Raw genomic sequence first — 23,608 nt, 5'->3', positions numbered from 1 at the left:
GGTTGTCGCGTCAACACCGCCAAGTCGGTGAGAAACCGATTCCGCGACGTTCCGAGGACGGACACCCCCGACCCGGCCCCGCCCCACCCCCGAACCGCAGGCGCGACAGCCACCCCCACCCACCCCCCACAGGCCGCCGCAGGCCCCCGTACGACCGACAACGAGAGGTTGACCGACCGTGCCGCACGACGATCTCATCGCACGAGCCAAGGCATGGCTGGCCGAGGACCCCGACACGGAAACCCGTGACGAACTCGCCAAGCTCATCGACGCCGAGGACGTCACAGAGCTCACCGCACGCTTCTCCGGCACCCTCCAGTTCGGCACCGCAGGCCTACGCGGCGAACTCGGCGCGGGCCCGATGCGCATGAACCGCTCCGTCGTCATCCGAGCCGCCGCCGGCCTCGCCGCGTACCTCAACGCCAAGGGCCACACCGGCGGCCTCGTCGTCATCGGCTACGACGCCCGCCACAAGTCCGCCGACTTCGCCCAGGACACCGCCGCCGTCATGACCGGCGCCGGCCTCCGAGCCGCCGTCCTCCCCCGCCCCCTCCCCACCCCCGTCCTCGCCTACGCCATAAGGCACCTCGGCGCGGTCGCCGGCGTGGAGGTCACCGCCAGCCACAACCCGCCCCGCGACAACGGCTACAAGGTCTACCTCGGCGACGGCTCCCAGATCGTCCCCCCGGCCGACGCCGAGATCGCCGCCCAGATCGCCGCCGTCACCACCCTCACCACGGTCCCCCGCCCCACCACCGGCTGGGACACCCTCGACGACGCCGTCCTCGCCGCCTACCTCACCCGCACGGACGCCGTCCTGGCCCCCGACTCCCCCCGCACCGCCCGCACGGTGTACACCGCGATGCACGGCGTAGGCAGGGAAACCCTCCTCGCCGCCTTCGCCCGCGCCGGCTTCCCGCCCCCCGACCTCGTCACCGAACAGGCCGACCCGGACCCGGACTTCCCCACCGTCGCCTTCCCCAACCCGGAAGAGCCCGGCGCGATGGACCTCGCCTTCGCGAAGGCCCGCGAGACCGACCCGGACCTGATCATCGCCAACGACCCGGACGCGGACCGCTGCGCCGTGGCCGTCAAAAACCGCGCCCAGGACGACACCTGGCGCATGCTCCGAGGCGACGAGGTGGGCGCCCTGCTCGCCACCCACCTGGTCAGCCGCGGAGTCCAGGGCACCTTCGCCGAGTCCATCGTGTCCTCCTCCCTGCTCGGCCGTATCGCGCAGAAGGCGGGCCTCCCCTACGAGGAGACCCTCACCGGCTTCAAGTGGATCGCCCGTGTGGAGGGCCTGCGATACGGCTACGAGGAGGCCCTCGGGTACTGCGTGGACCCCGACGGCGTACGGGACAAGGACGGCATCACGGCCGCCCTGCTGATCACGGAACTCGCCTCCGTCCTCAAGGAGCAGGGCCGCACCCTCCTCGACCTCCTGGACGACATCGTGGTCGAGCACGGCCTGCACGCAACCGACCAGCTCTCGGTCCGCGTCGACGACCTCTCCCTCATCGCCGACGCGATGGGGCGCCTGCGCGAGCACCCCCCGACCCAGCTGGCGGGCCTGCCGATCACCCGCACCGACGACCTCACCCGGGGCACCGACCGACTCCCGCCCACCGACGGCCTGCGCTACACCCTCGACGGCGCCCGGGTCATCGTCCGCCCCAGCGGTACGGAACCGAAGCTGAAGTGCTACCTGGAGGTGGTCGTCCCGGTCGCGACGCACGCCGACCTCCCCGCCGCCCATACCAAAGCGACGGAACTCCTGACGACCATCAAGCGAGACCTGTCCGCAGCGGCAGGCATCTGACACCTCACCCGGTGGGGTGCCCTCGGCGCCCCACCGAACTCCGGCCCCGCGGCTCCCCGCCTCAGCCGATCGCGATCAGAATCACCAGCAGCACGGCCCCCGCCACAGCCGGACCCATGACCTCGTAGGCCCACCGCACGGTCACCTCACCCTGCGCCGACCGAACCGCCGCCCGGTGCTCCAGCAGCTCGCGCAGGTCGTCCATGACCTGGTCGCTCTCCGCCCGCACGGGCCCGTCCGACACCCCCGCGCGCCCCCCGGACAACCCACGCGATCCACCGAGTCCACCACCGAGCGCACCGCCCAGCCCGCCTCCGCCCCCGGACCCCATCGGCCCACCCTCCTGCGCGGTCCGCCGCGCCTCCCGCCGCGCCGCCTTGTTGCGGGCCCGCAGCGAGACGGGAACGGCCCACAGCTGGAACTTGCCGCCGGTCTTGGTGAGGACCTCGTTCGAGTAGCCGGAGCGCAGCATCTCGATCTGCCCCCAGGGGAGCACGATGATCCGGAACGGGTTGCGGACACGCAGCCGGTCGTCACCCACGTAGACGGCGGGCCGCAGCGTGAAGGCGATGATCAGCGGCACCACGAGCAGCAGGGCGGCGAGCGCCCGCCAGGGTGTGCTGCCCTCCCCGGCGACGATCGCGTCGACACCGAGCCAGCAGGCGATGCCGAGCAGCAGAACACCACCGGCGATGCCCGCGCCGGACCGGTGCACCCGGTCCTCGTACTTCGGCTGCGGCGCTTGAGGGTCAGTCATGGTCCCGATTCTGCCCGACGCCCCGAAAGCCCCGACAACCCGCACCACAACCGCCCCCGCCCCGGCCGTCACCCCCACCCCCACCCCCGCCCCAATCACCGATGCACCCGCCCGGCTGTACAGCCGCTACGCGCGTAGATATGCTCGTCTGGTGACCATGCCCACTGCTGCACCTCACGCTCTCTCAGACGTGACCGCGTCCGACAGCACGCTGCGCCGCTTCCTCCATGGGCTGCCCGGCGTCGACGCGGTCGGACTGGAGGCGCGCGCCGCCTCGCTCGGTACCCGTTCCATCAAGACGACCGCGAAGGCGTACGCCATCGACCTCGCCATCTCGATGGTCGACCTGACGACGCTGGAAGGCGCGGACACCCCGGGCAAGGTCCGGGCGCTCGGCGTCAAGGCGGTCCGCCCCGACCCGACCGACCGGACGGCCCCGGCGGTCGCAGCCGTCTGCGTCTACCCCGACATGGTGGCCACCGCCAAGGCGGCGGTCGCGGGTTCCGGCGTCAAGGTCGCCTCGGTGGCCACCGCCTTCCCGGCGGGCCGCGTCCCGATCGCGGTGAAGCTCGCGGACGTCCGTGAGGCCGTCGCGGCCGGTGCCGACGAGATCGACATGGTCATCGATCGCGGCGCGTTCCTCGCGGGCGACTACCTGAAGGTGTACGACCAGATCGTCGCCGTGCGGGAGGCCTGCGGGACGGACGCCCGCCTCAAGGTCATCTTCGAGACGGGCGAGCTGTCGACGTACGACAACATCCGCCGCGCGAGCTGGCTCGGCATGCTGGCCGGGGCGGACTTCATCAAGACCTCGACCGGCAAGGTCGCGGTGAACGCCACCCCCGCGAACACCCTGCTCATGCTGGAGGCCGTCCGCGACTTCCGGGCGCAGACCGGGGTACAGGTGGGCGTGAAGCCGGCCGGCGGGATCCGCACCTCCAAGGACGCGATCAAGTTCCTCGTCCTGGTCAACGAGACCGTGGGCGACGACTGGCTGGACAACCACTGGTTCCGCTTCGGTGCCTCCTCGCTCCTCAACGACCTGCTGATGCAGCGCCAAAAGCTGGCCACCGGCCGCTACTCCGGCCCCGACTACGTGACGGTGGACTGATCACCATGACCACGGACAAGACCACTGACACCACTGACGCCCGGAACACCACGGACGCCACGCAGGCCACGCACGCCACGACCAAGCGGTCCTCCGCGTTCGAGTACGCCCCGGCCCCGGAGTCCCGCGCGATCGTCGACATCGCGCCCTCCTACGGCCTGTTCATCAACGGCGAGTTCACCGAGGCAGCCGACGGCAAGGTCTTCAAGACGGTCAGCCCCGCCAGCGAGGAGGTCCTCGCCGAGGTCGCCCAGGCGGGCGCCGAGGACGTGGACCGCGCGGTCGAGGCTGCCCGCAAGGCCTTCGAGAAGTGGTCGGCGCTGCCGGGCTCCGAGCGGGCCAAGTACCTGTTCCGCATCGCCCGGATCATCCAGGAGCGCAGCCGCGAGCTCGCCGTCCTGGAGACCCTCGACAACGGCAAGCCCATCAAGGAGACCCGCGACGCCGACCTCCCCCTGGTCGCCGCGCACTTCTTCTACTACGCGGGCTGGGCCGACAAGCTCGACCACGCCGGGTTCGGAGTCAACCCCCGCCCCCTCGGTGTCGCCGGCCAGGTCATCCCCTGGAACTTCCCCCTCCTGATGCTGGCGTGGAAGATCGCCCCGGCGCTCGCGACCGGCAACACGGTGGTGTTGAAGCCCGCCGAGACGACCCCCCTCTCGGCTCTCTTCTTCGCGGACATCTGCCGCCAGGCCGGCCTCCCGAAGGGCGTCGTCAACATCCTCCCGGGATACGGCGACACGGGCGCCGCGCTGGTCGCGCACCCGGGCGTCGACAAGGTCGCCTTCACCGGCTCCACCGCCGTCGGCAAGCAGATCGCGCGCACGGTCGCGGGCACCCGCAAGAAGCTCACTCTCGAACTCGGCGGCAAGGGCGCCAACATCGTCTTCGACGACGCGCCGATCGACCAGGCCGTCGAGGGCATCGTGAACGGCATCTTCTTCAACCAGGGCCAGGTCTGCTGCGCGGGCAGTCGGCTGCTGGTCCAGGAGTCGATCCAGGACGAGCTCCTCGCCTCTCTCAAGCGCCGCCTGTCCACGCTGCGTCTGGGCGACCCGCTGGACAAGAACACCGACATCGGCGCGATCAACTCCGCGGAGCAGCTGTCCCGGATCACCACGCTGGTCGAGCAGGGGGAGGCGGAGGGCGCCGAGCGCTGGTCGCCGGCCTGTGAACTCCCGTCCTCCGGTTACTGGTTCGCGCCGACCCTGTTCACGAACGTCACCCAGGCGCACACCGTCGCCCGTGACGAGATCTTCGGCCCGGTGCTGTCCGTCCTGACCTTCCGCACCCCGGACGAGGCCGTCGCCAAGGCCAACAACACCCCGTACGGCCTGTCGGCGGGCATCTGGTCGGAGAAGGGCTCGCGCATCCTGGCGGTGGCGAGCAAGCTCCGCGCGGGCGTGATCTGGTCCAACACGTTCAACAAGTTCGACCCGACGTCGCCGTTCGGCGGTTACAAGGAGTCGGGCTTCGGCCGCGAGGGCGGTCGCCACGGCCTGGAGGCGTACCTCGATGTCTGAGCACGTATCGATCAGCGGCTCCGCCGCGCGGCGTCTGAGCGTCTTCAAGACCTACAAGCTGTACGTCGGCGGGAAGTTCCCGCGTTCCGAGAGCGGCCGGGTGTACGAGGTGACGGACTCGCAAGGCAAGTGGCTGGCGAACGCCCCGCAGTCCTCCCGCAAGGACGCCCGCGACGCCGTGGTGGCGGCCCGCAAGGCGTTCGGCGGCTGGTCCGGCGCTACCGCGTACAACCGCGGCCAGGTCCTCTACCGCGTCGCGGAGATGCTGGAGGGCCGCAGGGCGCAGTTCGTGCGCGAGGTCGCGGACGCCGAGGGCCTGTCGAAGTCCAAGGCCGCCGCGGTCGTGGACGCGACGATCGACCGCTGGGTCTGGTACGCGGGCTGGACCGACAAGATCGCCCAGGTGGTGGGCGGCGGCAACCCGGTGGCGGGCCCGTACTTCAACCTGTCGTCCCCCGAGCCGACGGGCGTGGTCGCCGTCCTGGCCCCGCAGGAGTCGTCGTTCCTCGGCCTGGTCTCGGTCGTCGCGCCGGTGATCGCGACGGGCAACACCGCGGTCGTGGTGGCTTCCGAGAGGTCCCCGCTCCCCGCCCTCTCCCTGGGCGAGGTACTGGCCACCTCCGACCTTCCCGGCGGCGTCGTCAACGTCCTCTCCGGCCGTACGGCGGAGATCGCGGCGCCCCTGGCCGCGCACCAGGACGTCAACGCGATCGACCTGGCCGGCGCCGACGACGACCTGGCGAAGGAACTGGAGATCGCGGCGGCCGACAACCTGAAGCGCGTCCTTCGCCCACAGCCTGTGGACGACTGGACGGCGACTCCCGGCATCGACCGCATGACGGCGTTCCTGGAGACCAAGACGGTCTGGCACCCGACGGGTTCGCTGGGCGCGTCCGGCTCGGCGTACTGAGACCCGACACGACCGAACAAGCCGCGTCTTCCCACTGTCAGGGGGAAGACGCGGCTCTTCGCCGTGTGCCCGTCCCTCAGCGGCCCAGCACCCCCACCGCCTGCCCCGCCACCGGCAGACTCCCGACCGACTCCGCCTGCGTTACCGGCCCGGTCACCGCCCGCGAGCTGAGCGGCTTGAAGTCGGCGACCTGGGTGCCCACGCCGTTGTCCAGCGGGTCGACGCCGGTGCCGGCGAGCGGGTTGGCCTTGAGGCCGGCGACCGGGCCGGTGACGTGGCCGACCGTGCCGGTGGGGGGCTGGAGGCCGGCTTGCGGGTCGACGTGACCGGGCGAGGTGGGCTCGTAGTGTGTGGTGTCGGTGGCCGCGGACGCCGTCGTCGCGCCCGCCCCCAGGGCCACGCCCGCGGTCGCGAGGGCGGCCAGGGCCTGCCGGGCGGTCGGATTCTGCGAGGACGTGTGTCGAGCCATCGTTCTGCCACCTTCTAAGCACAGGGTAACTAGGTCAGCACGAAGGGTAGTTGACGTGTGACGCGCGCTTCAAAACCGTGCCCGCGGGGTCGGCAGGGCGTACGGGATGCGTCAAACTGGTGTCCCGTGAGCATCCTTCCCCCGCCATCAGCCCGTGTCGTGCTTCTCTGCGGCCCCTCGGGCTCGGGCAAGTCCCTGGTCGGCGCCCGCTCCGGGCTTCCCGTGCTGCGCCTCGACGACTTCTACAAAGAGGGCGACGACCCGACGCTGCCCCTGGTGAGCGGAAGCTCCGACATCGACTGGGACCACCCGGACTCGTGGGACACGGACGCCGCGATCGCCGCGATCCTGGACCTGTGCCGCACCGGCCGTACCAAGGTCCCGCTCTACGACATCTCGCTGAGCGCCCGTACCGGCGAGGAGTCGGTCGACGTGGGGCGGACCCCGCTGTTCATAGCGGAGGGCATCTTCGCCGCCGAGATCATCACGCGCTGCCGGGAACTCGGCGTGCTGGCCGACGCGTTGTGCCTGAACCGCGGCCCGGTGAAGACCTTCCGCCGACGCTTCCTGCGGGACCTCAGGGAGGGCCGCAAGTCGGTGCCGTTCCTGCTGCGCCGCGGCTGGCGGCTGATGCGCGCCGAACGCTCCATCGTGGCCCGCCAGACGGCACTGGGCGCGTACGCCTGCGACCGGGACGAGGCCCTCGGCCGCCTCGCCGCCGCCGCGGTGGGGCGCCGCCCGGCGGCGACACCGGCCGCCTGAACGAGTGGGGCGCCTTCTCCGTCGTAGGACAGCGAACATGTCCGCGCGGAAAGGTACCTCCATGATCACTGCCCTGCGGCGAGCCGCAACGACCGGGCCATTCGTCGCCGCCCTGCTGCTCGCCTCCGCCTGCACGGAGTCGAGCGGCACGGCCGAGGCTTCCTGCGCCTTCCTCGTCACCTACGACAACCGCACCTACGCCGGCATCGCCAACGTCGACTTCACGGTCGGAGGACGCCTGGGCACGGCCACCGTCCCGTCCTGCGACGACACCCCGAACGACCCGGCGGACAGCCGGCCCGAGGGCAGGATCACGGCCTACGCGGTCCGGGAGGCCGACCCCTCCGTCTCGATCGCCGTGGGTGACTCGCCCGACGACGTGACCCTGATGCGGGTGAACAGCCCCTGACACACCAAAGCGGGGCTGGACGGACCCCCCGGCCCTCCAGCCCCGCTCCTGGTGCACCCCCGTGCTTCCCCCGTTGGCCCCCCCCTGTTACCGCTCCCCCGTTGTTACCGCTCCCCCGTTACCTGCTCCCCCGGACCCTCAGGCGACGAGCTCCCCGAAGGCGTTCTCCTCGTCACGGCCGAAGCTGAGGACCTCGTCCTCGCGCAGCCGGCGGAGCGACCGCCAGATGCTGGACTTCACCGTGCCGACACTGATGTCGAGGATCTCCGCGATCTCCGGGTCCGTGCGGCCCTCGTAGTAGCGCAGGACCAGCATGGTGCGCTGGAGTTCCGGCAGCCGGGCGAGCGCCTGCCACAGGACCGCGCGCAGTTCGGTGCCGCGCATCGCGTCCGTGTCGCCGGGCGTCTCCGGCAGTTCCTCGGTCGGGTACTCGTTCAGCTTGCGGCGGCGCCACGCGCTGATGTGCAGGTTGGTCATGGTGCGGCGGAGGTATCCGCCGACCGCCGCCTTGTCACTGATCCGGTCCCACGCCCGGTACGTCGAGAACAGCGCGCTCTGCAGCAGGTCCTCGGCCTCGAAGCGGTCACCGGTCAGGTGGTAGGCGGTTGCGTACAGGGAGGCGCGGCGCTCCTGGACGTAGGCGGTGAACTCCACCTCCGACAGCGAACGACGCTCCCCCGAGTCCTCCCCGTACGCGGCTCCCCCGTGAGCCTCCCCCGTGCGAGCGTCAACCACCGACATGTACGTCGTGTGCTGACGCCCCGTGCCGCGAGCGAATCCCCGCCCGCTCACAGCACCGGCCTTCTCCGAACCCCGGCCCCCGTTCACGTCGTGCAGACGCGTGATCACCGCGCTGGTGCTGTTGCCGTACAGCGTGTTCATCTCGCGCCCCCCGTCGTGGACTTCCGGTGTTCGCCGTGCTTCCTTGCCTGTGCCGAAAAGCTTGCCGGGGTCACTTCATGGCCGTGTCCGCCGACTGTCACAGAGCTGTCACAGGGGCCCTGCTCGCATGTCGCTCCCAGGCGTGACCCAGGGTCCGCACAGACCGGAGCGCTACGGGCACGTACGGATACCGGTGGCGGCCCGTGCGGGGACAGGTGTCGCAGCCCCACCCCGCCATGGGCCAGAATGAGGCTCGTGCCTTCCCTGTTGCTGATCGAGGACGACGACGCCATCCGTACGGCCCTGGAGCTGTCCCTGACGCGCCAGGGCCACCGGGTTGCCACCGCTGCCACCGGCGAGGACGGCCTGAAGCTGCTGCGGGAGCAGCGGCCCGACCTGATCGTGCTGGACGTGATGCTGCCGGGCATCGACGGGTTCGAGGTGTGCCGCCGCATCCGGCGCACGGACCAGCTGCCGATCATCCTGCTGACCGCGCGCAGCGACGACATCGACGTGGTCGTCGGACTGGAGTCCGGCGCCGACGACTATGTCGTCAAGCCGGTGCAGGGGCGGGTGCTGGACGCCCGGATCCGGGCCGTGCTGCGGCGCGGGGAGCGGGAGGCGAACGACGCGGCGTCGTTCGGTTCGCTGGTCATCGACCGCGCGGCGATGACCGTGACGAAGAACGGCGAGGACCTCCAGCTCACCCCGACCGAGCTGCGGCTGCTGCTCGAACTGAGCCGGCGGCCGGGCCAGGCACTGTCCCGGCAGCAGTTGCTGCGGCTGGTGTGGGAGCACGACTATCTGGGCGACTCGCGGCTGGTGGACGCCTGTGTGCAGCGGCTGCGCGCCAAGGTCGAGGACGTGCCGTCCTCGCCGACGCTGATCCGTACGGTCCGTGGTGTCGGCTATCGGCTGGACAGTCCTCAGTGACCCAAGCGCACGGGGGGCTCCGCGGTTGGACCGCGGATCGCAAGGGAGTGTGGTCGCGGCTGCGGCTCACCAGTCTGCGGCTGCGGCTGGTGGTCGTGTTCGCTCTGGTAGCGCTGACCGCCGCGGTGTCCGCGTCCGGGATCGCGTACTGGCTCAACCGTGAGGCGGTGCTCACCCGCACCCAGGACGCGGTGCTGCGCGACTTCCAGCAGGAGATGCAGAACCGGGCGGGCGCGCTGCCCGCGAACCCCTCACAGGACGAGCTGCAGCACACAGCCGGCCAGATGGCCAACAGCAGCCAGCGTTTCAGTGTGGTGCTGGTCGCCGAGGACGCGAGCGGCAAGACGGTGTACGGCAACTCCGGTGCCCTGAACGGCTTCACGGTGCAGGACGTGCCGTCGTCGCTGCGCACGGCGGTGAGCAAGCGGCAGCCGGTCACCGCCGCCAACAAGTACCCGTACCACCTCTACTGGCAGCGGGTGACCATCCACGGGTCCCCCTGTCTGGTGGCCGGCACGAAGGTGATCGGCGGCGGACCGACCGGTTACATGCTCAAGTCGCTGGAGCCGGAGGCGAAGGACCTCAACTCGCTGGCCTGGTCGCTCGGGATCGCCACCGGGCTCGGCCTGGTCGGCTCCGCGCTGCTCGCGCAGGCCGCGGCGACGACCGTGCTGAAGCCGGTGCAGCGGCTCGGGGTGGCCGCGCGCCGGCTCGGCGAGGGCAGGCTGGACACCCGGCTGCGGGTGTCGGGGACGGACGAACTCGCCGATCTCTCCCGGACGTTCAACAACGCCGCCGAGGCGCTGGAGAAACGGGTGGCCGAGATGGCCGCGCGCGACGACGCCTCCCGCCGGTTCGTGGCCGACATGTCCCATGAACTGCGGACGCCGCTGACCGCCATCACCGCCGTGACGGAGGTGTTGGAGGACGAGCTGGAGATGGGATCGGGCAGCGTCGATCCGATGATCGAGCCCGCCGTACGGCTCGTGGTGAGCGAGACGCGGCGGCTGAACGACCTGGTCGAGAACCTCATGGAGGTCACCCGCTTCGACGCGGGCACCGCGCGGCTGGTCGTGGACGACGTGGACGTCGTCGACCAGATCACCGCGTGCATCGACGCGCGGGCCTGGCTGGACGCGGTGGACCTGGACGCCGAGCGTGGCATCCACGCCCGGCTCGACCCGCGCCGCCTGGACGTGATCATGGCCAATCTGATCGGCAACGCGCTCAAGCACGGGGGTTCGCCGGTGCGGGTCGCGGTGCGGGACACCGACGAGGCGGTGGTCATCGAGGTCCGGGACCACGGGCCCGGCATCCCCGAGGACGTCCTGCCGCACGTCTTCGACCGTTTCTACAAGGCGAGCGCCTCCCGGCCCCGCTCCGAGGGCAGCGGCCTGGGCCTGTCGATCGCCCTGGAGAACGCCCACATCCACGGCGGTGAGATCACCGCGGCCAACTCCGCGGAAGGCGGCGCGGTGTTCACGCTGCGGCTGCCGCAGGACTCGTCGCCGCTCACGGAGGACCCCGACGACGGCGACGGCGACGGCGAGAAGGCCCAGGGGGACGCCTGATGAACGTACGCCTGATGAACGTACGCGTGACGCGCGTGGGCCGAGCGCTGGCGCTGCCGGTGCTGGCCGCGCTGCTCACCGGGTGCGGGATCCGGGCCACCGAGGTGCCGACCGAGTTCGGGCCCGCGCCGTCCCGGGTGCGGTGTTCGCTGTCCGAGCCGGACGTCTCGACGCAGGCCTCGCGCGGGCTTCCGGTGCAGGCGTTCCTGCTGTGCGGTTCGTCGCTGGTGGCGGTCGACCGGACGGTGCGCGTCCCGGACGGTACGGCGGACTCCGCGCGGCGGGTGCTGGTGGCTCAGGGGCTGCTGGACGAGCTCGCCGCGACCCCCTCGGCCGCGGAGAAGGAGGCCGGGTACACCACCGACGTGCGCGGCGGTATGACGGTGCGGGGACCGGGGCCCCGAGACCCGGCGGACGCGCTCCGGCTGAGCACCCGGCCCGGGGACCTCACCTCGTACGCCCTCGCCCAGGTGGTCTGCACGTTCTCCGACTCGGCCGCGGCGGAGGGAGACGGCTCGGTCGTTCTCGGCGGCCCGGCCTCCGAGCCGCTGCGCCGCTACGAGTGCACGGACAAGGTCCGCGCCCGCCCCGGCAGCACGGAGCCGCCTTCGAGCGAGGTGGCCGGAGGCTGACGCGGGCGCGTCCCGGGCCACCGGGTTGTGGCGTATGCCTCATCCACGTACCCGTGGGTATCCCGGAACCGATCGTGCCGGGGGCCGCGTCTTGGGATGCGTGCAGCGTGAAGGCTCCATCGGCGGCAGCGCCGCGATCAACGTCCGTGTGGCAGGGGGTGTCGTCCTTGTCGCACACCTCGCGTTCGTCGCCTGGCTCACGCTGCGTCCACTGGACGTCCCGTGGGTGATGCCCGCCAATTTTCATCCCCTGGCCAGCATCCGCTCCGATCTGGCCCTGGGCTGGCAGGAGGCGACCCGGCGCGTCCTGGGCGGGCTCGGGCTGCTGGCCCCGCTGGGAGTGCTGTTCCCGCTGGTCAACGGCAGGCTCACGGTCTCGCCGCTCGCCTCCCTGCTGCGTACGACCGCTGCCGGCGCCCTGATCTCGCTGGGCATCGAGCTGCTGCAGACCGGGGTGCCCGGGCAGCGCGTGGACATCGACTCGCTGCTCCTGAACACGGCGGGCGTGGCTCTCGCGCACGCGCTCCTGGTACCGGCGGCCCGCTCCCGGCTCCGCCGCAGGGACGAGCGCGCCCACCGGCGCTCCGTCCCGCAGGAGGACCCCCCTCAGGGTCTGACCCCGACGATTCCCAGGGTCGGGATCGCCCCGTAGAGCGATGTTTCGTCCCCTTCGTCTCCGTAGCTTTGAAGTCAGACGAGGCGGTCACCCGGACAGCCTCCGACAGACGCTCACGAAGGAGCCGCAATGTCCCGCCTCGCCCGCCCCACCAACGGCCGCATGATCGGCGGAGTGTGTGCCGCGCTGGCACGGCGCTTCGGCACCTCCGCGACGACGATGCGCGTCATCTTCGTGGTCTCCTGCCTGCTGCCGGGCCCGCAGTTCCTGCTCTACATCGCGCTGTGGATCCTCTTCCCGTCGGAGGACAGGACCACCAGCACGGCCTGGTGACCGCGCGCACGCCGATACGCCGGTGGGGCGCACCCCGTGTCCGAGGGTGCGCCCCACCGGCGCGTTCGTATGCGGCGCTGATCAGCCCACCGAGAGACCGGGCAGGCCACCCTGGACGGGCAGGCCCTTGCCGGACAGGCCCTTGCCGGACGTCACATCCTTGACCAGGGAGGTGAGCTGGTCGGTGGGGTCGTTGCCGAACGCCTGCCGGGTGACCGGCTTCGCGGCGGGGAGCGACTGCGCCTGGCCCACCACCTCACCGGCGGCCGGCAGCTGGTGGGCGACGCTCTCCGCGGGCAGCGTCCGGGCGACAGCGTTCAGCGACTGGGTGGCGTCCTGGGCGACCGGCGCGGCGCTCGCGGCGCCCGCGGCGGTGGCGGCGAAGGCGGCACCGAGAGCGGCGACACCGAGGATCTTGACAGCAGACTGCTTCATGAAATGCATCCTCGAAATGGAGTTGCGGGGAGGTCAGCGTCCATGACCGTAAACAGGACGAGGTACCCGCCGCAAACATCGAAACGCGGACGAATGGTGAATGCCCGTCCGAGTTCCGCGCCTCCGTTTTCGTTGAATCAGCCCTCCGTGTCCACAGAGTCGCTGGTAGAAGCGGTCTGCTGGAACAGCCATTCGGATTTCAGCTCGGCATATCCGGGCTTGATGACGTCATTGATCATCGCGAGTCGTTCATCGAAAGGAATGAAACTTGATTTCATCGCATTGACCGAGAACCATTGGACGTCATCGAGCGTGTAACCGAACACCTCGACAAGGTGCTCGAATTCCCGGCTCATGCTGGTGCCGGACATCAGGCGATTGTCGGTGTTCACGGTGGCGCGGAAGTGCAGCCGGCGCAGCAGCCCGATCGGGTGCTCGGCGTACGAGGCCGCGGCCCCCGTCTGGAGGTTGGAGCTGGGGCACAGCTCCAGCGGGATCCGCTTGTCCCGCACGTACGAGGCGAGCCGGCCGAGCTTCACCGTGCCGTCCTCGTGGACCTGGATGTCGTCGATGATCCGCACCCCGTGGCCGAGCCGGTCGGCACCGCACCACTGGAGGGCCTGCCAGATGGACGGCAGCCCGAAGGCCTCGCCGGCGTGGATGGTGAAGTGGTTGTTCTCGCGCTTGAGGTACTCGAAGGCGTCGAGGTGCCGGGTGGGCGGGTAACCCGCCTCCGCGCCCGCGATGTCGAAGCCGACGACGCCCAGGTCGCGGTACCGGTTGGCGAGCTCGGCGATCTCCAGGGCGCGGGCCGCGTGCCGCATCGCCGTGAGCAGGGCGCCGACCCGGATGCGGTGGCCGTTCGCGCGGGCCAGCCGCTCCCCTTCCCGGAAGCCCTCGTTGACGGCCTCGACGACCTCTTCGAGGCTGAGCCCGCCGTCGAGGTGCTGCTCGGGGGCGTAGCGCACCTCGGCGTACACGACCCCGTCCTCGGCGAGGTCCTCGGCGCACTCGGCGGCGACCCGGACCAGCGCCTGGCGGGTCTGCATCACGCCGACGGTGTGCGAGAAGGTCTCCAAGTACCGTTCCAGGGAACCGGAGTCGGCGGCCTCGCGGAACCAGACGCCGAGCTTGTCCGGGTCGGTCTCCGGGAGGTGCGGGTACCCGCTGTCCCGCGCGAGGTCGACGACGGTGCCGGGGCGCAGCCCGCCGTCGAGGTGGTCGTGCAACAACACCTTGGGCGCTCGGCGGATCTGGTCCGAGCTCGGGGTGGTCCCCATCCGGGCAGTCTGGCTCGTCATTTCCGCACTCTAACTCCTACGCGCGTAGATCGTCTGGTTTACGAATTCGTCGATACGTAACGGTGACCGCACGGACCAGTGTCGTACACCCTCGCTTCTGACACTGTTCTGTCATGGGACAGCAAGCGACACCGGTTCGCACGCCCCGGCTGGGGCGGGCGCTGGGGCCGGAGCCGACAGCGGTGGGTGGAGTGGTGCTGCTGCTCCCCGGAGGCGACGAGGTCTCCCATCGCAGACCCTCGCCGGTGTGGGCGGCCGCGTCCGTACGCGTCCTGGGCCGCCGGATCGCCGGCGCGGGCCGCGCCGCGGGACTGGCGACCCACGTGGTCCACTACCGCTATCGCGGCTGGAACGGCAGCGCGGCACATCTGGCACAGGACGCGACGTGGGCGACCGAGGAGGCCGTACGACGTTACGGCGATGTCCCGGTGTGCCTCGCCGGGGTCGACATGGGCGGCCGGGCGGCGCTGCACGCGGGCGGGCACGAGGCCGTGAACTCCGTGGTGGCACTGGCCCCTTGGCTGCCGGAGGAGGACGTGGCCGCGCCCCCCGAACCGGTGCGGCAGCTGGCCGGGCGGCGGGTGCTGATCGTGCACGGCACGAATGACGAGCGCACCGATCCGGAGTTGTCGTTCCGGCTGGCGGAGCGGGCGAAGAAGGCGAACCGGGAGGTCTGCCGGTTCGAAGTGCACTCCGACGGACACGGGTTGCACCAGCACCGGGACGAAGTGCACGCGCTGGCCGCGGACTTCGTGATGGGGGCGTTGTTCGGGCGGGCGTTGTCGCGGCCGGTGCGGGACGCGTTGGCCGCGCCGCCTCCTCTGGGGCTTCGGATGCCGTTGGCTGCGGGGTTCGGGAAGTCGTTGCGGAGGTAGGGCTCGGAGGGGGCACCTTCGGTGTGCGAGTTCGCGCACCACCGACTGTGCGGTGGGGTGCGCGGCGGCGTCGAGGGCCCCGGATACTCAGGGTGTGACGCTCACCGACCGCGAGCGCCTCACCAGCACGCTCCGTTCAGTCGTGCTCCGGCGTTCCGGCGCGGGCTGGGTACCGTGCCCGCGCAGGATCTCCTGGCCGATGGAGGCCGCGACGCTGATGTCCGGCACTGCGAGCTCACCATGGATCCGGCGGTACCCCACGAGCTGTTCCGGCGCGCCGGGGCAGCACCAGGGTGCGGATCGAACGGGTGGTCGGAAGGCCACAGGAGACGGAGCCTCGCGGACGATGAGGATGGCCAAGAGGGCTACGGCACTGGAGTGCTGGCCGCCGTTTCGCTCTCGTGGCTTCCGGTGGCAGCGCTCGGCGCGCGGGCGGGATCGGGTCGGCCGGGCATCCACCAGTTCGCGCGTCCCATCAGGCGCATCGCGGCGGGAACGAGGAGGAGTCGGACAAGAGTGGCGTCTATGAGGACGGCGAGGGCGAGGCCGAACCCGAGCTGCTGGATGGGAACGAGACCGGCGAACCCGAAGGCGCCGAAGACTGCGACCATGAGGATGGCTGCCCCGGATATGAGCGGCGCGGTGCGGGTGAGGCCGCGGCTGACGGAGATCGCGTTGTCGCCGGTGGCGACGTATTCCTCGCGGATGCGATCGAGCAGAAAGACCTCGTAGTCCGTCGAGAGGCTGAACAACAGGGCCAGGAGCAGCACCGGGATGAAGTTCTGCAGGTAGCCGGTGTGGTCGAAGTGGAGCAGTTCGGTGCCGTAGCCGTACTGGAAGACCAGGACGAGGACGCCGTAGGTGGCGGAGATCGACAGCAGGTTCATGGCGATGGCCTTCAGCGGGAGCAGCAGGGAGCGGAAGGTCGCCAGAAGCACGAGGTAGACGGCGATCAGCATGGCGGCGACGACGGGGAGGAGACCGTCCTGGATGACCTTGTTGGCGTCGGTGTCCTCCGCGGTCTCGCCGCCGACGACCGCGGTCATCCCAGCGGACAGGTGGCTGGTGGTGTCGCGCACGTCGGTCAACAGGTCACGGGTCGCGGAGGTGGAGGACGGGGAGTCGGGAACCACCTCGAAGACGATCTTTGTCCTGTCGGCGGAAACGTAGTGATGGATCACCTGCCGTGCCACGCTGGGCAGGGTGGTGTACACGGGCTGCTTGAGGGCCTGGTACTCCGCCCCGCCGCGGGCGGTGGGTTCGAGGCGCTTGAGTACTCCGTCGGCGGAGTCGACTCGGGCGGCGCGAGGCAGCTTTTCCAGCCGGTTCTGCAAGTCGGCCAATTCCCTGTCCACTCCGACGGTTCCAACCTGTGCGGGAGCGGTGACGACGACCTGGATGGGCGATGTGGCGCCTACGCCGAAGGCGCCTTGGATGTGCTCGTAGCCGGTTCGGACGGAGGAGGACGACGACAGGATGCGAGCGTCGGGGGAGAAGATCTGCATCTTGACGGCCGGAGACGCGAGCGCGAGCAGTCCGGCGGCGACGACCGTGAGGAAGACAACCGGGCGCTTCATCACCTGTGCGGAGATGCGGTACCAGCGAGAGTCCTCCAAGCGCGTGTGGGCGCTGCGGCCAGGAAGACGCAGGCGTCCGGCGTTGACGCGGTGTCCGACCAGATGCAGCAGCACGGGGAGGAACAGGGTGCTGGTGAGGACGGAGAAGGCCACGACGAGCACGACGCCGAGGGTGATGGAGAAGATGACGTTGAGCCTGATCAGGAACAGGGCGCACATGGCGAGCACGATGGTGCCGCCGGAGGCGACGATGGTGTGTCCGGCAGTGCGTAGAGCGCCGGCGACGGCATCGGTGACGGTCTGGCCGCAGTCCAGCTGTTCCTTGAACCGGCTGATCATGAACAGCGAGTAGTCGATGCCGACCCCGAGGCCGATCATGGTTGCCGCGCTCTGGACGAATACGGACAGTTCAAGATGGCGGGCAACCAGGCCGAGCAGTCCGAGTGTGAAGACGATCCCCGTGATGCCGCTGGCGAGGGCAGCGGCGACGGATGCGAGGCTACGGAAGAGGAGCAGCAGGATGATGATGGTCAGCGGCGCGGTGATGATCTCAGCCTTGGCCAGGGAGGATTGGCTGAGAGAATTGACCTCCCCCCAGAAGGATGCGGGACTGACGAGAGAGGCGTCGATGCCGTCGGCCTTGTAGCGGTCGGAGATCCGCTTTTCGATGGCCGGCAACTCGCGGCGGGCCGTGCCGTCGTCGAGGCCGATGGCGACCGAGTGGACGACAGTGCGGCGGTCCTTGCCCACGTACGGCTTCTGCGAGGAGCCGGTGAGGGTGGTCCAGCCGCTTATCCCGGTGACGTGGAGCTGGGCATCGTCGCGGACGTCATCGACAACAGCTTGCACCTGGGTGGCGAACGCGGGGTCGGCGACGGTGTGCCGCCGGTCGTGGACGACGAGGGTGGCAGTGGTCTTCCCGCGCCCGGTGAACCCGGTCTCGAGCTTCTTGGCTGCCGCGGCGGAACCGGATCCCTGCACGTACCAGCCGCCGCCGGAGAGGTTGTCGGCAAGGGTGGCGGCCGAAGCTCCGGCGAGAACGAGAAGGATGGCCCAAGCCGCCACGAACCATCGTGACCGGCGCGCGATGAGATTTGCGAGACGGGTCGACCGGTCGGGCGGAACAGAGGCGTTGGGCATGAGTGATCTCTCGTCAGGGTAGCTTGTCATGCGGCACTGTGAGCAGTACATGCGCCGAGCCGTGAACTGACTCGGTGTCAGTCAGCCGGGTAGCCCGAGGGGATCTTGCCCCCGGGCTACCCGGATGTCGGTGCGTCGCGCTCTTTCCAACGAGCCGTTGTCGACGCGCTGTTGGAGTTCTTGGGGCAGGTCGCACAGAGTGACAGGCCGCCTGGAGATTCCAGGCCGGCCGGATTACCGCCGCCCGAGGAGCTCTGCGAGCGCGTCGGCAAGTTCCCGAATCGTCGGATGGTCCCAGACGATCTTCGGCTCGACCACCAGCCCAAACGTGTCCTCGATTTCGCCGCACAGAGTGAGGGCGTACACCGATGTGAACCCGAGGTCTGCGAAGGGGGTCTCATCAGTGAACGAGTCCGGGGCAAGCTCCCCGTACGTCGCGACACGGCCGTGAATCCAGTCACCGATGTCGGTCCGCGTGAGTTGAGAACTGCTCATATTCCCTCCTGGAACATCTGCTCCTCGCGATCGAGAGCGCTCACGTCGCCCTGATCGTCGGGGCGCATGGCAAAAGCGGCAGCGCGTTCAATCCGGGGGGGCACGCTCTGTTTCCTTCGAGACCAAGCTTGATACGGGCCTCGAGAGCCACGGAGCCGCTGATGTGGATGACCTTCAGATCGCCATTGCCGAGTTTCTTCCTGGCCAGTTGTCGCTGGAGCTTGCCGCTCGAAGTCCTAGGAATTGCACCTCGACGAACAAGCACGACCGCGAGGGAGTCGAGCGAAAACTCGGTGGCGACGGCACGCCGCGCGCGTTCGACAGTAACTGGATCGAACACCTTGGCATGTTCGACGACCGCGACGACTTCTCCGTCGCCCCACTCGAACGCGGCGACCATCGCGTCGCCGCGATCTGAAAGGTGGCCGGCGAGTGACGTTTCGACGTCCGTGGGGTAGATGTTGCGGCCATGCATGATAATCAGGTCCTTGATCCGACCTGTCACAAAGAGTTCACCCTCATACAGAAACCCGAGGTCACCGGTGCGGAGAAAGGGGCGGTCGTATCCGCCGGGTCGAACTCCGAAACTCTGGGCGGTTTCGTCCGGGCGCCGCCAGTAGCCACCGGCGACGCTCGGCCCACGCACACAGATCTCTCCGACAGCGCCGCCCGCAACGGGTGCAAGCGACTTCGGGTCCACGATGACCAGCTCGTGCTCCGGCATCGGCTGCCCACATGACACCAGCACCACCGCAGCATCACTCGCGGCGCTCACAGCAATACCCTGTTCCAGCGCGTCCGGGTCCACCGCCAGCGTCCTCACCGACGTACCTGGCCGCTTGGCGGTCACGATCAGTGTGGCCTCAGCCATTCCGTACGCAGGCGCGAAGGCTGCCGACTGGAAGCCGGAGCGTGCGAATCGGTCGGTGAACCGCCGCAGTGTTCCGATACGCACGGGCTCGGCTCCGGTGATGACGGTCCGCAACGACGACAAATCGAGTTCATCGAGTTTTTCGTCGGTCACGAGGCGAGCGCACAGGCCGTAGGCGAAATCGGGGCCCACGGTAGCGGTAGCTCGATGTTTCGTAATCAGTTCGAGCCACAAGGCCGGCCGACGAAGGAACAGCGCGGGGCTCATCGCAATGAGGTCGGCTCCCGCGAACACATTCTGGAAGTACATGCCGACTAGGCCCATGTCGTGGTAGTGCGGCAGCCACCCGACTGAGACGGTCCTTGCGTCGATGCCGCTGGCGACAGCGATACTTCGTTGGTTCGCGACGAGGTTGCCGTGGGTGATCACGACACCCTTGGGCCGGCCTGTCGAGCCAGAGGTGTACTGCAGTACTGCTACATCGTCCGGCGAGAGGCCCGGGTCCTCCCACGCTTCGGCATGTGCTGCGTCGCCAAGATCCGAGAGATGCCACAGTGGGAGGTTTTCCACGTCGCTGAGCACCTGGGCCAGGTGGTCCGTCGTCACGACAACGGAGCAGCCGGCATCGGCCGCAATGGATAAGGCCTGATTACGGATGGCCTCGAGGTGCCCGCCCGGCGTGATCGGCGTGGGCACAACCGTCAGCCCCGCGTACATCGCACCGTACACGGCCCGCAAGAAGTCCAGACCCGGTTCGAACGTGAGCAGCGCACGGTCTCCCGGCCGGTATCCGGCACGCCAAAGCCTGACAGCCTCATGGCGGGCCATGCGGTCGAGATCGGCATAGGTGGCACGAGTGGACTCGTCTCGTGTCACATGGAATCGGACTCCGCGGCTCGCACTCCGAAGAGCGGATCGCTGCATCGCGTCGACCATGGTGAGAACTTCGGGCGCACCGACACTCGACGACGCTGGAATTTTTTCATGAACGTGGTCCGGAATCATAGGTGGTGACTCGATTCGGAGAAAGGGATCCGAGGTGTTCGGTGGCCTGGTGCCGCGCGGCCTGACAGGTCGTCGACGAACACCTCTGTGCCGACAGCATCAAAGGTGGACAGGAATGACCTGACCGGTCAGACAGCCGTGTGCTCCTCGACGGAGGCCAATTCTGCTACCCAGCTCTCGAACGCCTGGACGTCGGAGAATATCCAGTCGGAAATCGAAATGATCGACAAGTTCTGCACCATGTCGGTGATCGTCACGACGGGAACACCGCTGAGGTGAGCGGCATACATTTCCATGGCCGTACCCATACTGGGCATGGAATTCGGCAGATAGGCGATGAGGAGATCACACTTCGTGGCCTCGCTCGTCATCGACCGGAACGTCCCACGCAACTCCTGAACGCGGACCGGGGCGCTGTCCACTCGCGTCGCCCGGCCAATGCTTCCGAGCATCTGCTGAACGGCATCGAGGGTCTCGGCGGTACCCAGAAGCTCCAGGACGGGTCCGCTCGGGTCAAAGCACTCGACGCCTGGGAGGTGATTTTCCAGGATCGACGCGAGCGCGGTCCGATAGGACTGATCCTCGATGTTCAAGCCCTGGTTCGAGCCCTGGATCGTACCGGCAAGGAAGATCCGCTTGAAGGTCATTCATCATCCAACGAGTAGGGTGCGACTGCACGGGTGGGGTCAGCTATGTGCCGATAAATGCGCGCTGCCCCCAGAAGATGGTTGCTGAGAGTTGCGGCGTCCAGAGCCAGGCTCGTCTCCAGTTGACGCCACACGTCGACCGCCCTCTCATCCGAGCCGTGGAGGACTGCACCTTGGCCGGAGCGCAGCCAGATGTCATCCGTGCGGAAGTCCCGCTCCGCGAAGCCGTGCAGAGGCACGATGGCCTCTGTCGTGGTCCGCAGATCCGGCGAGACGGCCCGCACGGACACGCTCGTCTGCTCCGGATGCGTCAGCAGGGCGTTCATATCTCGCGTGAAGTCGTCGGGAGCGAACTCGGCCGAGGACCGGAGCGAGAAGTGCCTGCTGAGAACGGTGGCGTTCTTGACCGGACTGAACCGTGAGTAGCTGAGCCGAATCACGTAGGCGCCGGCACGTGCCGTGTATCGGGCGCTGAGACGGGCGAACCGTTCTTCGCCCTCCGCGTCGTGGCGCACGGGCGCCGCGCGAACCTCCACTGACGACGAACCCCTTTCGACTTCGCTCGCGGGGAAGCGAATCGGTTCGAGATGGAGCAAGTAGGGGTCCAGCACGACGATGTCGCCGCCATCGTCGAATACGGCTGCCACGTGCCGTTCGTCCTGCAGGAGGGTTGCGGGCGGCGATCCGAGCGCCTCTGCTCTGCGCGCCACGTCAATGGTCTGGTAGATGCAGGCGGCACCGAGGCGGGTATCGGGATCGCCCTGCCCGTGCACGCGGTGATACTCGGTTGCGCTGTTGTAGGGCATCTCGACGAGCGTCGCGTGGAGAGCCGCCTGGAACGGGTCGGAGTGAGCGGTCCGCGCGGGTCCGCCCTTCGAGAAATCTGTCGTAGGCATCAGGTGAACCGCTCCTCAAGCTGAGTGTCGTCGCCGGCGAGGACGAGTTCACGCAACTCCTTCCGGCGAATTTTCCATGTGGAGGTGCGCGGCAGTTCGGCCCAATTCAGAACGACCGGGTCGGCCATCGGAACAAGTCCGGCGGAGGCGGCATTCCACGCTTCGCCAGACAGTGTCCCGGAGTCAAGGCAGACTACGGGCACGGGCTCAAGTTCGCCCCGCGAAAGCAGAACAACCTCGCGGGCCCCTTCTATTCGCTCGAGGAGGACGCTCTCAACCTCGGTGGCGCTGCCGCCTGGAATAGCATCGAGCGCTCGGTCGACGAAGTGGATGCGGCCGAGGTGATCCTTGTAGCCGACGTCCCCGGTGTTCCACCATCCGTCCGCCTTCTTTGCTTCATAGCGATCGGTTTCGCCGAGATAGTCAGCGAACAGGGACTTACCCTGCACCATGATAATCCCTGTTTCCCCACGGCGAACGCGAACACCGGTGTCAGCGTCGACAACCTTCGCCTTCATCAGGCCAGGCCAGGCCCAGCCCATGTTGTTCATGTTGTCGCTCACGAAACCGGCAACTTTGTTGATTTTACGGCGCGTGTACCCGCTGCCCGCAATCGGGCCGACTTCGCTCTGTCCCCAACTGTGGCCCCACATCACCCCGCGATGACGCGACGCATTCATGAACGGGCGCGCGATCGACGGATGCATCATGTCAAACGTGTTCAGGTAGTAGCGGACCTGTGCGAACAGTTCGGGGCGGCGGCGAACGAGGGGAATCCAGTGCTGGAAGACGTTCGGCGTCGCCTCAACGGTGGTGGGCCGCTGGGATTCCATGACGCGTTCGACATCGTGCACGTCGTGGGTGCTTGCAATGACGAGTCGTTTCGGCGCCCAACGGAACTGCGCGAAGGTCCACGCATATGCCCTCGAATGAGCAAACGAGATTGAACTCAGGCAGACATCTTTGGGCCGGTTGACGATGATCGGCAGGGGAAGCAGCTCGAGTCGGGTTCCCGCCCGATTGGTTTCGGCCGTATGAACAACGAGCTTCGGCGTACTCGTCGTACCCGATGTGTGGGTGATCATCATCGGCTCGCTGTCCGGCCTGATGCTCGGCTGCGGGACGGGCGACCCGATGAGCTGCTCCAGAGGGATGCCGGTGCCGTCGTCGGCCGCCTGACCGAGGAGGACGGTCCGACCGAACGAGCCCAGGTCGATCCCGGCCCGGGCTGCGGCTTCGAGCGTCTCAGCGGAGATGACGGTGACCGCGGGCTGAAGCCGCTGGAGCATCTCGAGGAGGTGCGTCGGCCGATTGGCAGCCGAGATGGTCGCCGCAATCGCTCCGATACGTGCGGCTGCGGCAGAGAGCACGATCACATCGAAGTGGTTTTCCTTGATGACGGCAATGTGATCGCCCCGTCGCGCACCGGCCGCATAGAGCCAACCGGACGCGTCGACGACGAGACTGGCAAGAGACTGGGCGTCGTAATCGACGCCGGCGTCGGGTGCTATGTCGAATGGACGGTCCAGATACAAGCTCGTCGAGCGTTGTTTGTCCGCGTGCCAGTCGAACAGAATGCCAAGGTTCTTGGGCGGGTTTGATGCGCGCTTCATCAGGTACTTCCCGTCGGGAGTGG

The 23,608-nt window shown here is 68.8% G+C and carries 23 protein-coding genes; 12 read left to right on the top strand and 11 right to left on the bottom strand.

The window, feature by feature from the left end; all coding sequences use genetic code 11:
* Nucleotides 1-178: 178 nt before the first annotated feature.
* The gene (locus tag ABZ027_RS28080; RefSeq protein WP_356773116.1) at nucleotides 179-1,822 is read left to right on the top strand and encodes a phospho-sugar mutase; all 1,644 of its coding nucleotides are present in this window, start codon (nucleotides 179-181) and stop codon (nucleotides 1,820-1,822) included.
* Nucleotides 1,823-1,883: 61 nt separating this feature from the next.
* On the opposite strand, the gene ABZ027_RS28075 is transcribed toward ABZ027_RS28080, so the two are convergent.
* A complete protein-coding gene (locus tag ABZ027_RS28075) occupies nucleotides 1,884-2,579 on the bottom strand; it encodes a PH domain-containing protein (RefSeq protein WP_356773114.1) in 696 nt (231 codons plus the stop codon).
* A 157-nt stretch (nucleotides 2,580-2,736) separates the two neighbouring features.
* Here ABZ027_RS28075 and deoC point away from each other — a divergent pair, with 157 nt between their 5' ends.
* The 3 genes from deoC to ABZ027_RS28060 are packed head-to-tail and all read left to right on the top strand — an operon-like array spanning nucleotide 2,737 to nucleotide 6,123.
* Entirely contained in the window at nucleotides 2,737-3,690 is a 954-nt protein-coding gene (gene deoC / locus ABZ027_RS28070; protein ID WP_356773132.1) for a deoxyribose-phosphate aldolase, read from the top strand.
* A 5-nt stretch (nucleotides 3,691-3,695) separates the two neighbouring features.
* Nucleotides 3,696-5,213, top strand: a complete 1,518-nt coding sequence (locus tag ABZ027_RS28065; protein ID WP_356773112.1) for an aldehyde dehydrogenase family protein — start codon at nucleotides 3,696-3,698, stop codon at nucleotides 5,211-5,213.
* Nucleotides 5,206-6,123, top strand: a complete 918-nt coding sequence (locus ABZ027_RS28060; RefSeq protein WP_356773110.1) for an aldehyde dehydrogenase family protein — start codon at nucleotides 5,206-5,208, stop codon at nucleotides 6,121-6,123. Before ABZ027_RS28065 ends, ABZ027_RS28060 begins: the two co-directional genes overlap by 8 nt.
* Nucleotides 6,124-6,199: 76 nt before the next feature.
* Here ABZ027_RS28060 and ABZ027_RS28055 read toward each other — a convergent pair whose 3' ends face one another.
* Nucleotides 6,200-6,592: a hypothetical protein gene (locus tag ABZ027_RS28055; RefSeq protein ID WP_356773109.1), complete on the bottom strand. Its 393-nt coding sequence runs from the start codon at nucleotides 6,590-6,592 to the stop codon at nucleotides 6,200-6,202.
* Nucleotides 6,593-6,718: 126 nt separating this feature from the next.
* Between ABZ027_RS28055 and ABZ027_RS28050 the strand changes: the two genes are divergently transcribed.
* Together ABZ027_RS28050 and ABZ027_RS28045 are read left to right on the top strand one after the other, a co-directional pair.
* Nucleotides 6,719-7,354 (top strand): uridine kinase, encoded by a 636-nt coding sequence (locus ABZ027_RS28050; protein WP_356773107.1) that lies wholly within the window; start codon nucleotides 6,719-6,721, stop codon nucleotides 7,352-7,354.
* 61 nt (nucleotides 7,355-7,415) lie between these two features.
* Complete coding sequence (locus tag ABZ027_RS28045) at nucleotides 7,416-7,763, top strand: DUF6281 family protein (RefSeq protein WP_356773105.1); 348 nt, start codon at nucleotides 7,416-7,418, stop codon at nucleotides 7,761-7,763.
* Nucleotides 7,764-7,901: 138 nt separating this feature from the next.
* Here ABZ027_RS28045 and ABZ027_RS28040 read toward each other — a convergent pair whose 3' ends face one another.
* Complete coding sequence (locus ABZ027_RS28040; RefSeq protein WP_356773104.1) at nucleotides 7,902-8,645, bottom strand: SigE family RNA polymerase sigma factor; 744 nt, start codon at nucleotides 8,643-8,645, stop codon at nucleotides 7,902-7,904.
* 255 nt (nucleotides 8,646-8,900) lie between these two features.
* Between ABZ027_RS28040 and afsQ1 the strand changes: the two genes are divergently transcribed.
* The 5 genes from afsQ1 (at nucleotide 8,901) to ABZ027_RS28015 (ending at nucleotide 12,730) form a co-directional block, all read left to right on the top strand.
* On the top strand, nucleotides 8,901-9,578 hold the full coding sequence (gene afsQ1, locus ABZ027_RS28035) for a two-component system response regulator AfsQ1 (RefSeq protein ID WP_161300939.1): 678 nt from the start codon (nucleotides 8,901-8,903) through the stop codon (nucleotides 9,576-9,578).
* Nucleotides 9,575-11,149, top strand: coding sequence for a HAMP domain-containing sensor histidine kinase (locus ABZ027_RS28030; protein ID WP_356773102.1), 1,575 nt, complete (start codon nucleotides 9,575-9,577; stop codon nucleotides 11,147-11,149). Before afsQ1 ends, ABZ027_RS28030 begins: the two co-directional genes overlap by 4 nt.
* 14 nt (nucleotides 11,150-11,163) lie before the next feature.
* Complete coding sequence (locus ABZ027_RS28025) at nucleotides 11,164-11,781, top strand: hypothetical protein (RefSeq protein WP_356773130.1); 618 nt, start codon at nucleotides 11,164-11,166, stop codon at nucleotides 11,779-11,781.
* A 100-nt stretch (nucleotides 11,782-11,881) separates the two neighbouring features.
* Entirely contained in the window at nucleotides 11,882-12,433 is a 552-nt protein-coding gene (locus tag ABZ027_RS28020; RefSeq protein ID WP_356773100.1) for a VanZ family protein, read from the top strand.
* 93 nt (nucleotides 12,434-12,526) lie between these two features.
* On the top strand, nucleotides 12,527-12,730 hold the full coding sequence (locus ABZ027_RS28015) for a PspC domain-containing protein (protein ID WP_356773098.1): 204 nt from the start codon (nucleotides 12,527-12,529) through the stop codon (nucleotides 12,728-12,730).
* Between the two features lie 81 nt (nucleotides 12,731-12,811).
* Here the strand turns inward: ABZ027_RS28015 and ABZ027_RS28010 are convergent, their stop codons facing one another.
* Together ABZ027_RS28010 and ABZ027_RS28005 are read right to left on the bottom strand one after the other, a co-directional pair.
* Nucleotides 12,812-13,165, bottom strand: a complete 354-nt coding sequence (locus tag ABZ027_RS28010; protein WP_356773096.1) for an ATP-binding protein — start codon at nucleotides 13,163-13,165, stop codon at nucleotides 12,812-12,814.
* A gap of 137 nt (nucleotides 13,166-13,302) precedes the next feature.
* Nucleotides 13,303-14,466 (bottom strand): adenosine deaminase, encoded by a 1,164-nt coding sequence (locus tag ABZ027_RS28005; protein WP_356773094.1) that lies wholly within the window; start codon nucleotides 14,464-14,466, stop codon nucleotides 13,303-13,305.
* Nucleotides 14,467-14,579: 113 nt separating this feature from the next.
* On the opposite strand from ABZ027_RS28005, the gene ABZ027_RS28000 reads away from it, so the two are divergent.
* Nucleotides 14,580-15,341 carry a prolyl oligopeptidase family serine peptidase gene (locus ABZ027_RS28000; RefSeq protein WP_356773092.1) on the top strand — a complete coding sequence of 254 codons (762 nt, stop codon included), beginning with the start codon at nucleotides 14,580-14,582 and terminating at the stop codon, nucleotides 15,339-15,341.
* A 365-nt stretch (nucleotides 15,342-15,706) separates the two neighbouring features.
* On the opposite strand, the gene ABZ027_RS27995 is transcribed toward ABZ027_RS28000, so the two are convergent.
* The 6 genes from ABZ027_RS27995 to ABZ027_RS27970 form a co-directional block, all read right to left on the bottom strand.
* Nucleotides 15,707-17,983, bottom strand: coding sequence for an MMPL family transporter (locus ABZ027_RS27995; protein ID WP_356773090.1), 2,277 nt, complete (start codon nucleotides 17,981-17,983; stop codon nucleotides 15,707-15,709).
* A 309-nt stretch (nucleotides 17,984-18,292) separates the two neighbouring features.
* Complete coding sequence (locus ABZ027_RS27990; protein ID WP_356773088.1) at nucleotides 18,293-18,553, bottom strand: acyl carrier protein; 261 nt, start codon at nucleotides 18,551-18,553, stop codon at nucleotides 18,293-18,295.
* 40 nt (nucleotides 18,554-18,593) lie between these two features.
* Entirely contained in the window at nucleotides 18,594-20,300 is a 1,707-nt protein-coding gene (locus ABZ027_RS27985) for a fatty acyl-AMP ligase (RefSeq protein WP_356773086.1), read from the bottom strand.
* 257 nt (nucleotides 20,301-20,557) lie between these two features.
* A complete protein-coding gene (locus ABZ027_RS27980; RefSeq protein ID WP_356773084.1) occupies nucleotides 20,558-21,076 on the bottom strand; it encodes a hypothetical protein in 519 nt (172 codons plus the stop codon).
* The gene (locus ABZ027_RS27975) at nucleotides 21,073-21,972 is read right to left on the bottom strand and encodes a hypothetical protein (protein ID WP_356773082.1); all 900 of its coding nucleotides are present in this window, start codon (nucleotides 21,970-21,972) and stop codon (nucleotides 21,073-21,075) included. The genes ABZ027_RS27980 and ABZ027_RS27975 overlap by 4 nt, the downstream gene beginning before the upstream one ends.
* Nucleotides 21,972-23,585 carry a class I adenylate-forming enzyme family protein gene (locus ABZ027_RS27970; RefSeq protein WP_356773080.1) on the bottom strand — a complete coding sequence of 538 codons (1,614 nt, stop codon included), beginning with the start codon at nucleotides 23,583-23,585 and terminating at the stop codon, nucleotides 21,972-21,974. Before ABZ027_RS27970 ends, ABZ027_RS27975 begins: the two co-directional genes overlap by 1 nt.
* Nucleotides 23,586-23,608 lie beyond the last annotated feature (23 nt).

The sequence above is a fragment of the Streptomyces sp. NPDC006332 genome, assembly GCF_040612855.1.
GTDB lineage: Bacteria > Actinomycetota > Actinomycetes > Streptomycetales > Streptomycetaceae > Streptomyces.
This window is presented reverse-complemented; position numbering and strand designations above follow the sequence as displayed.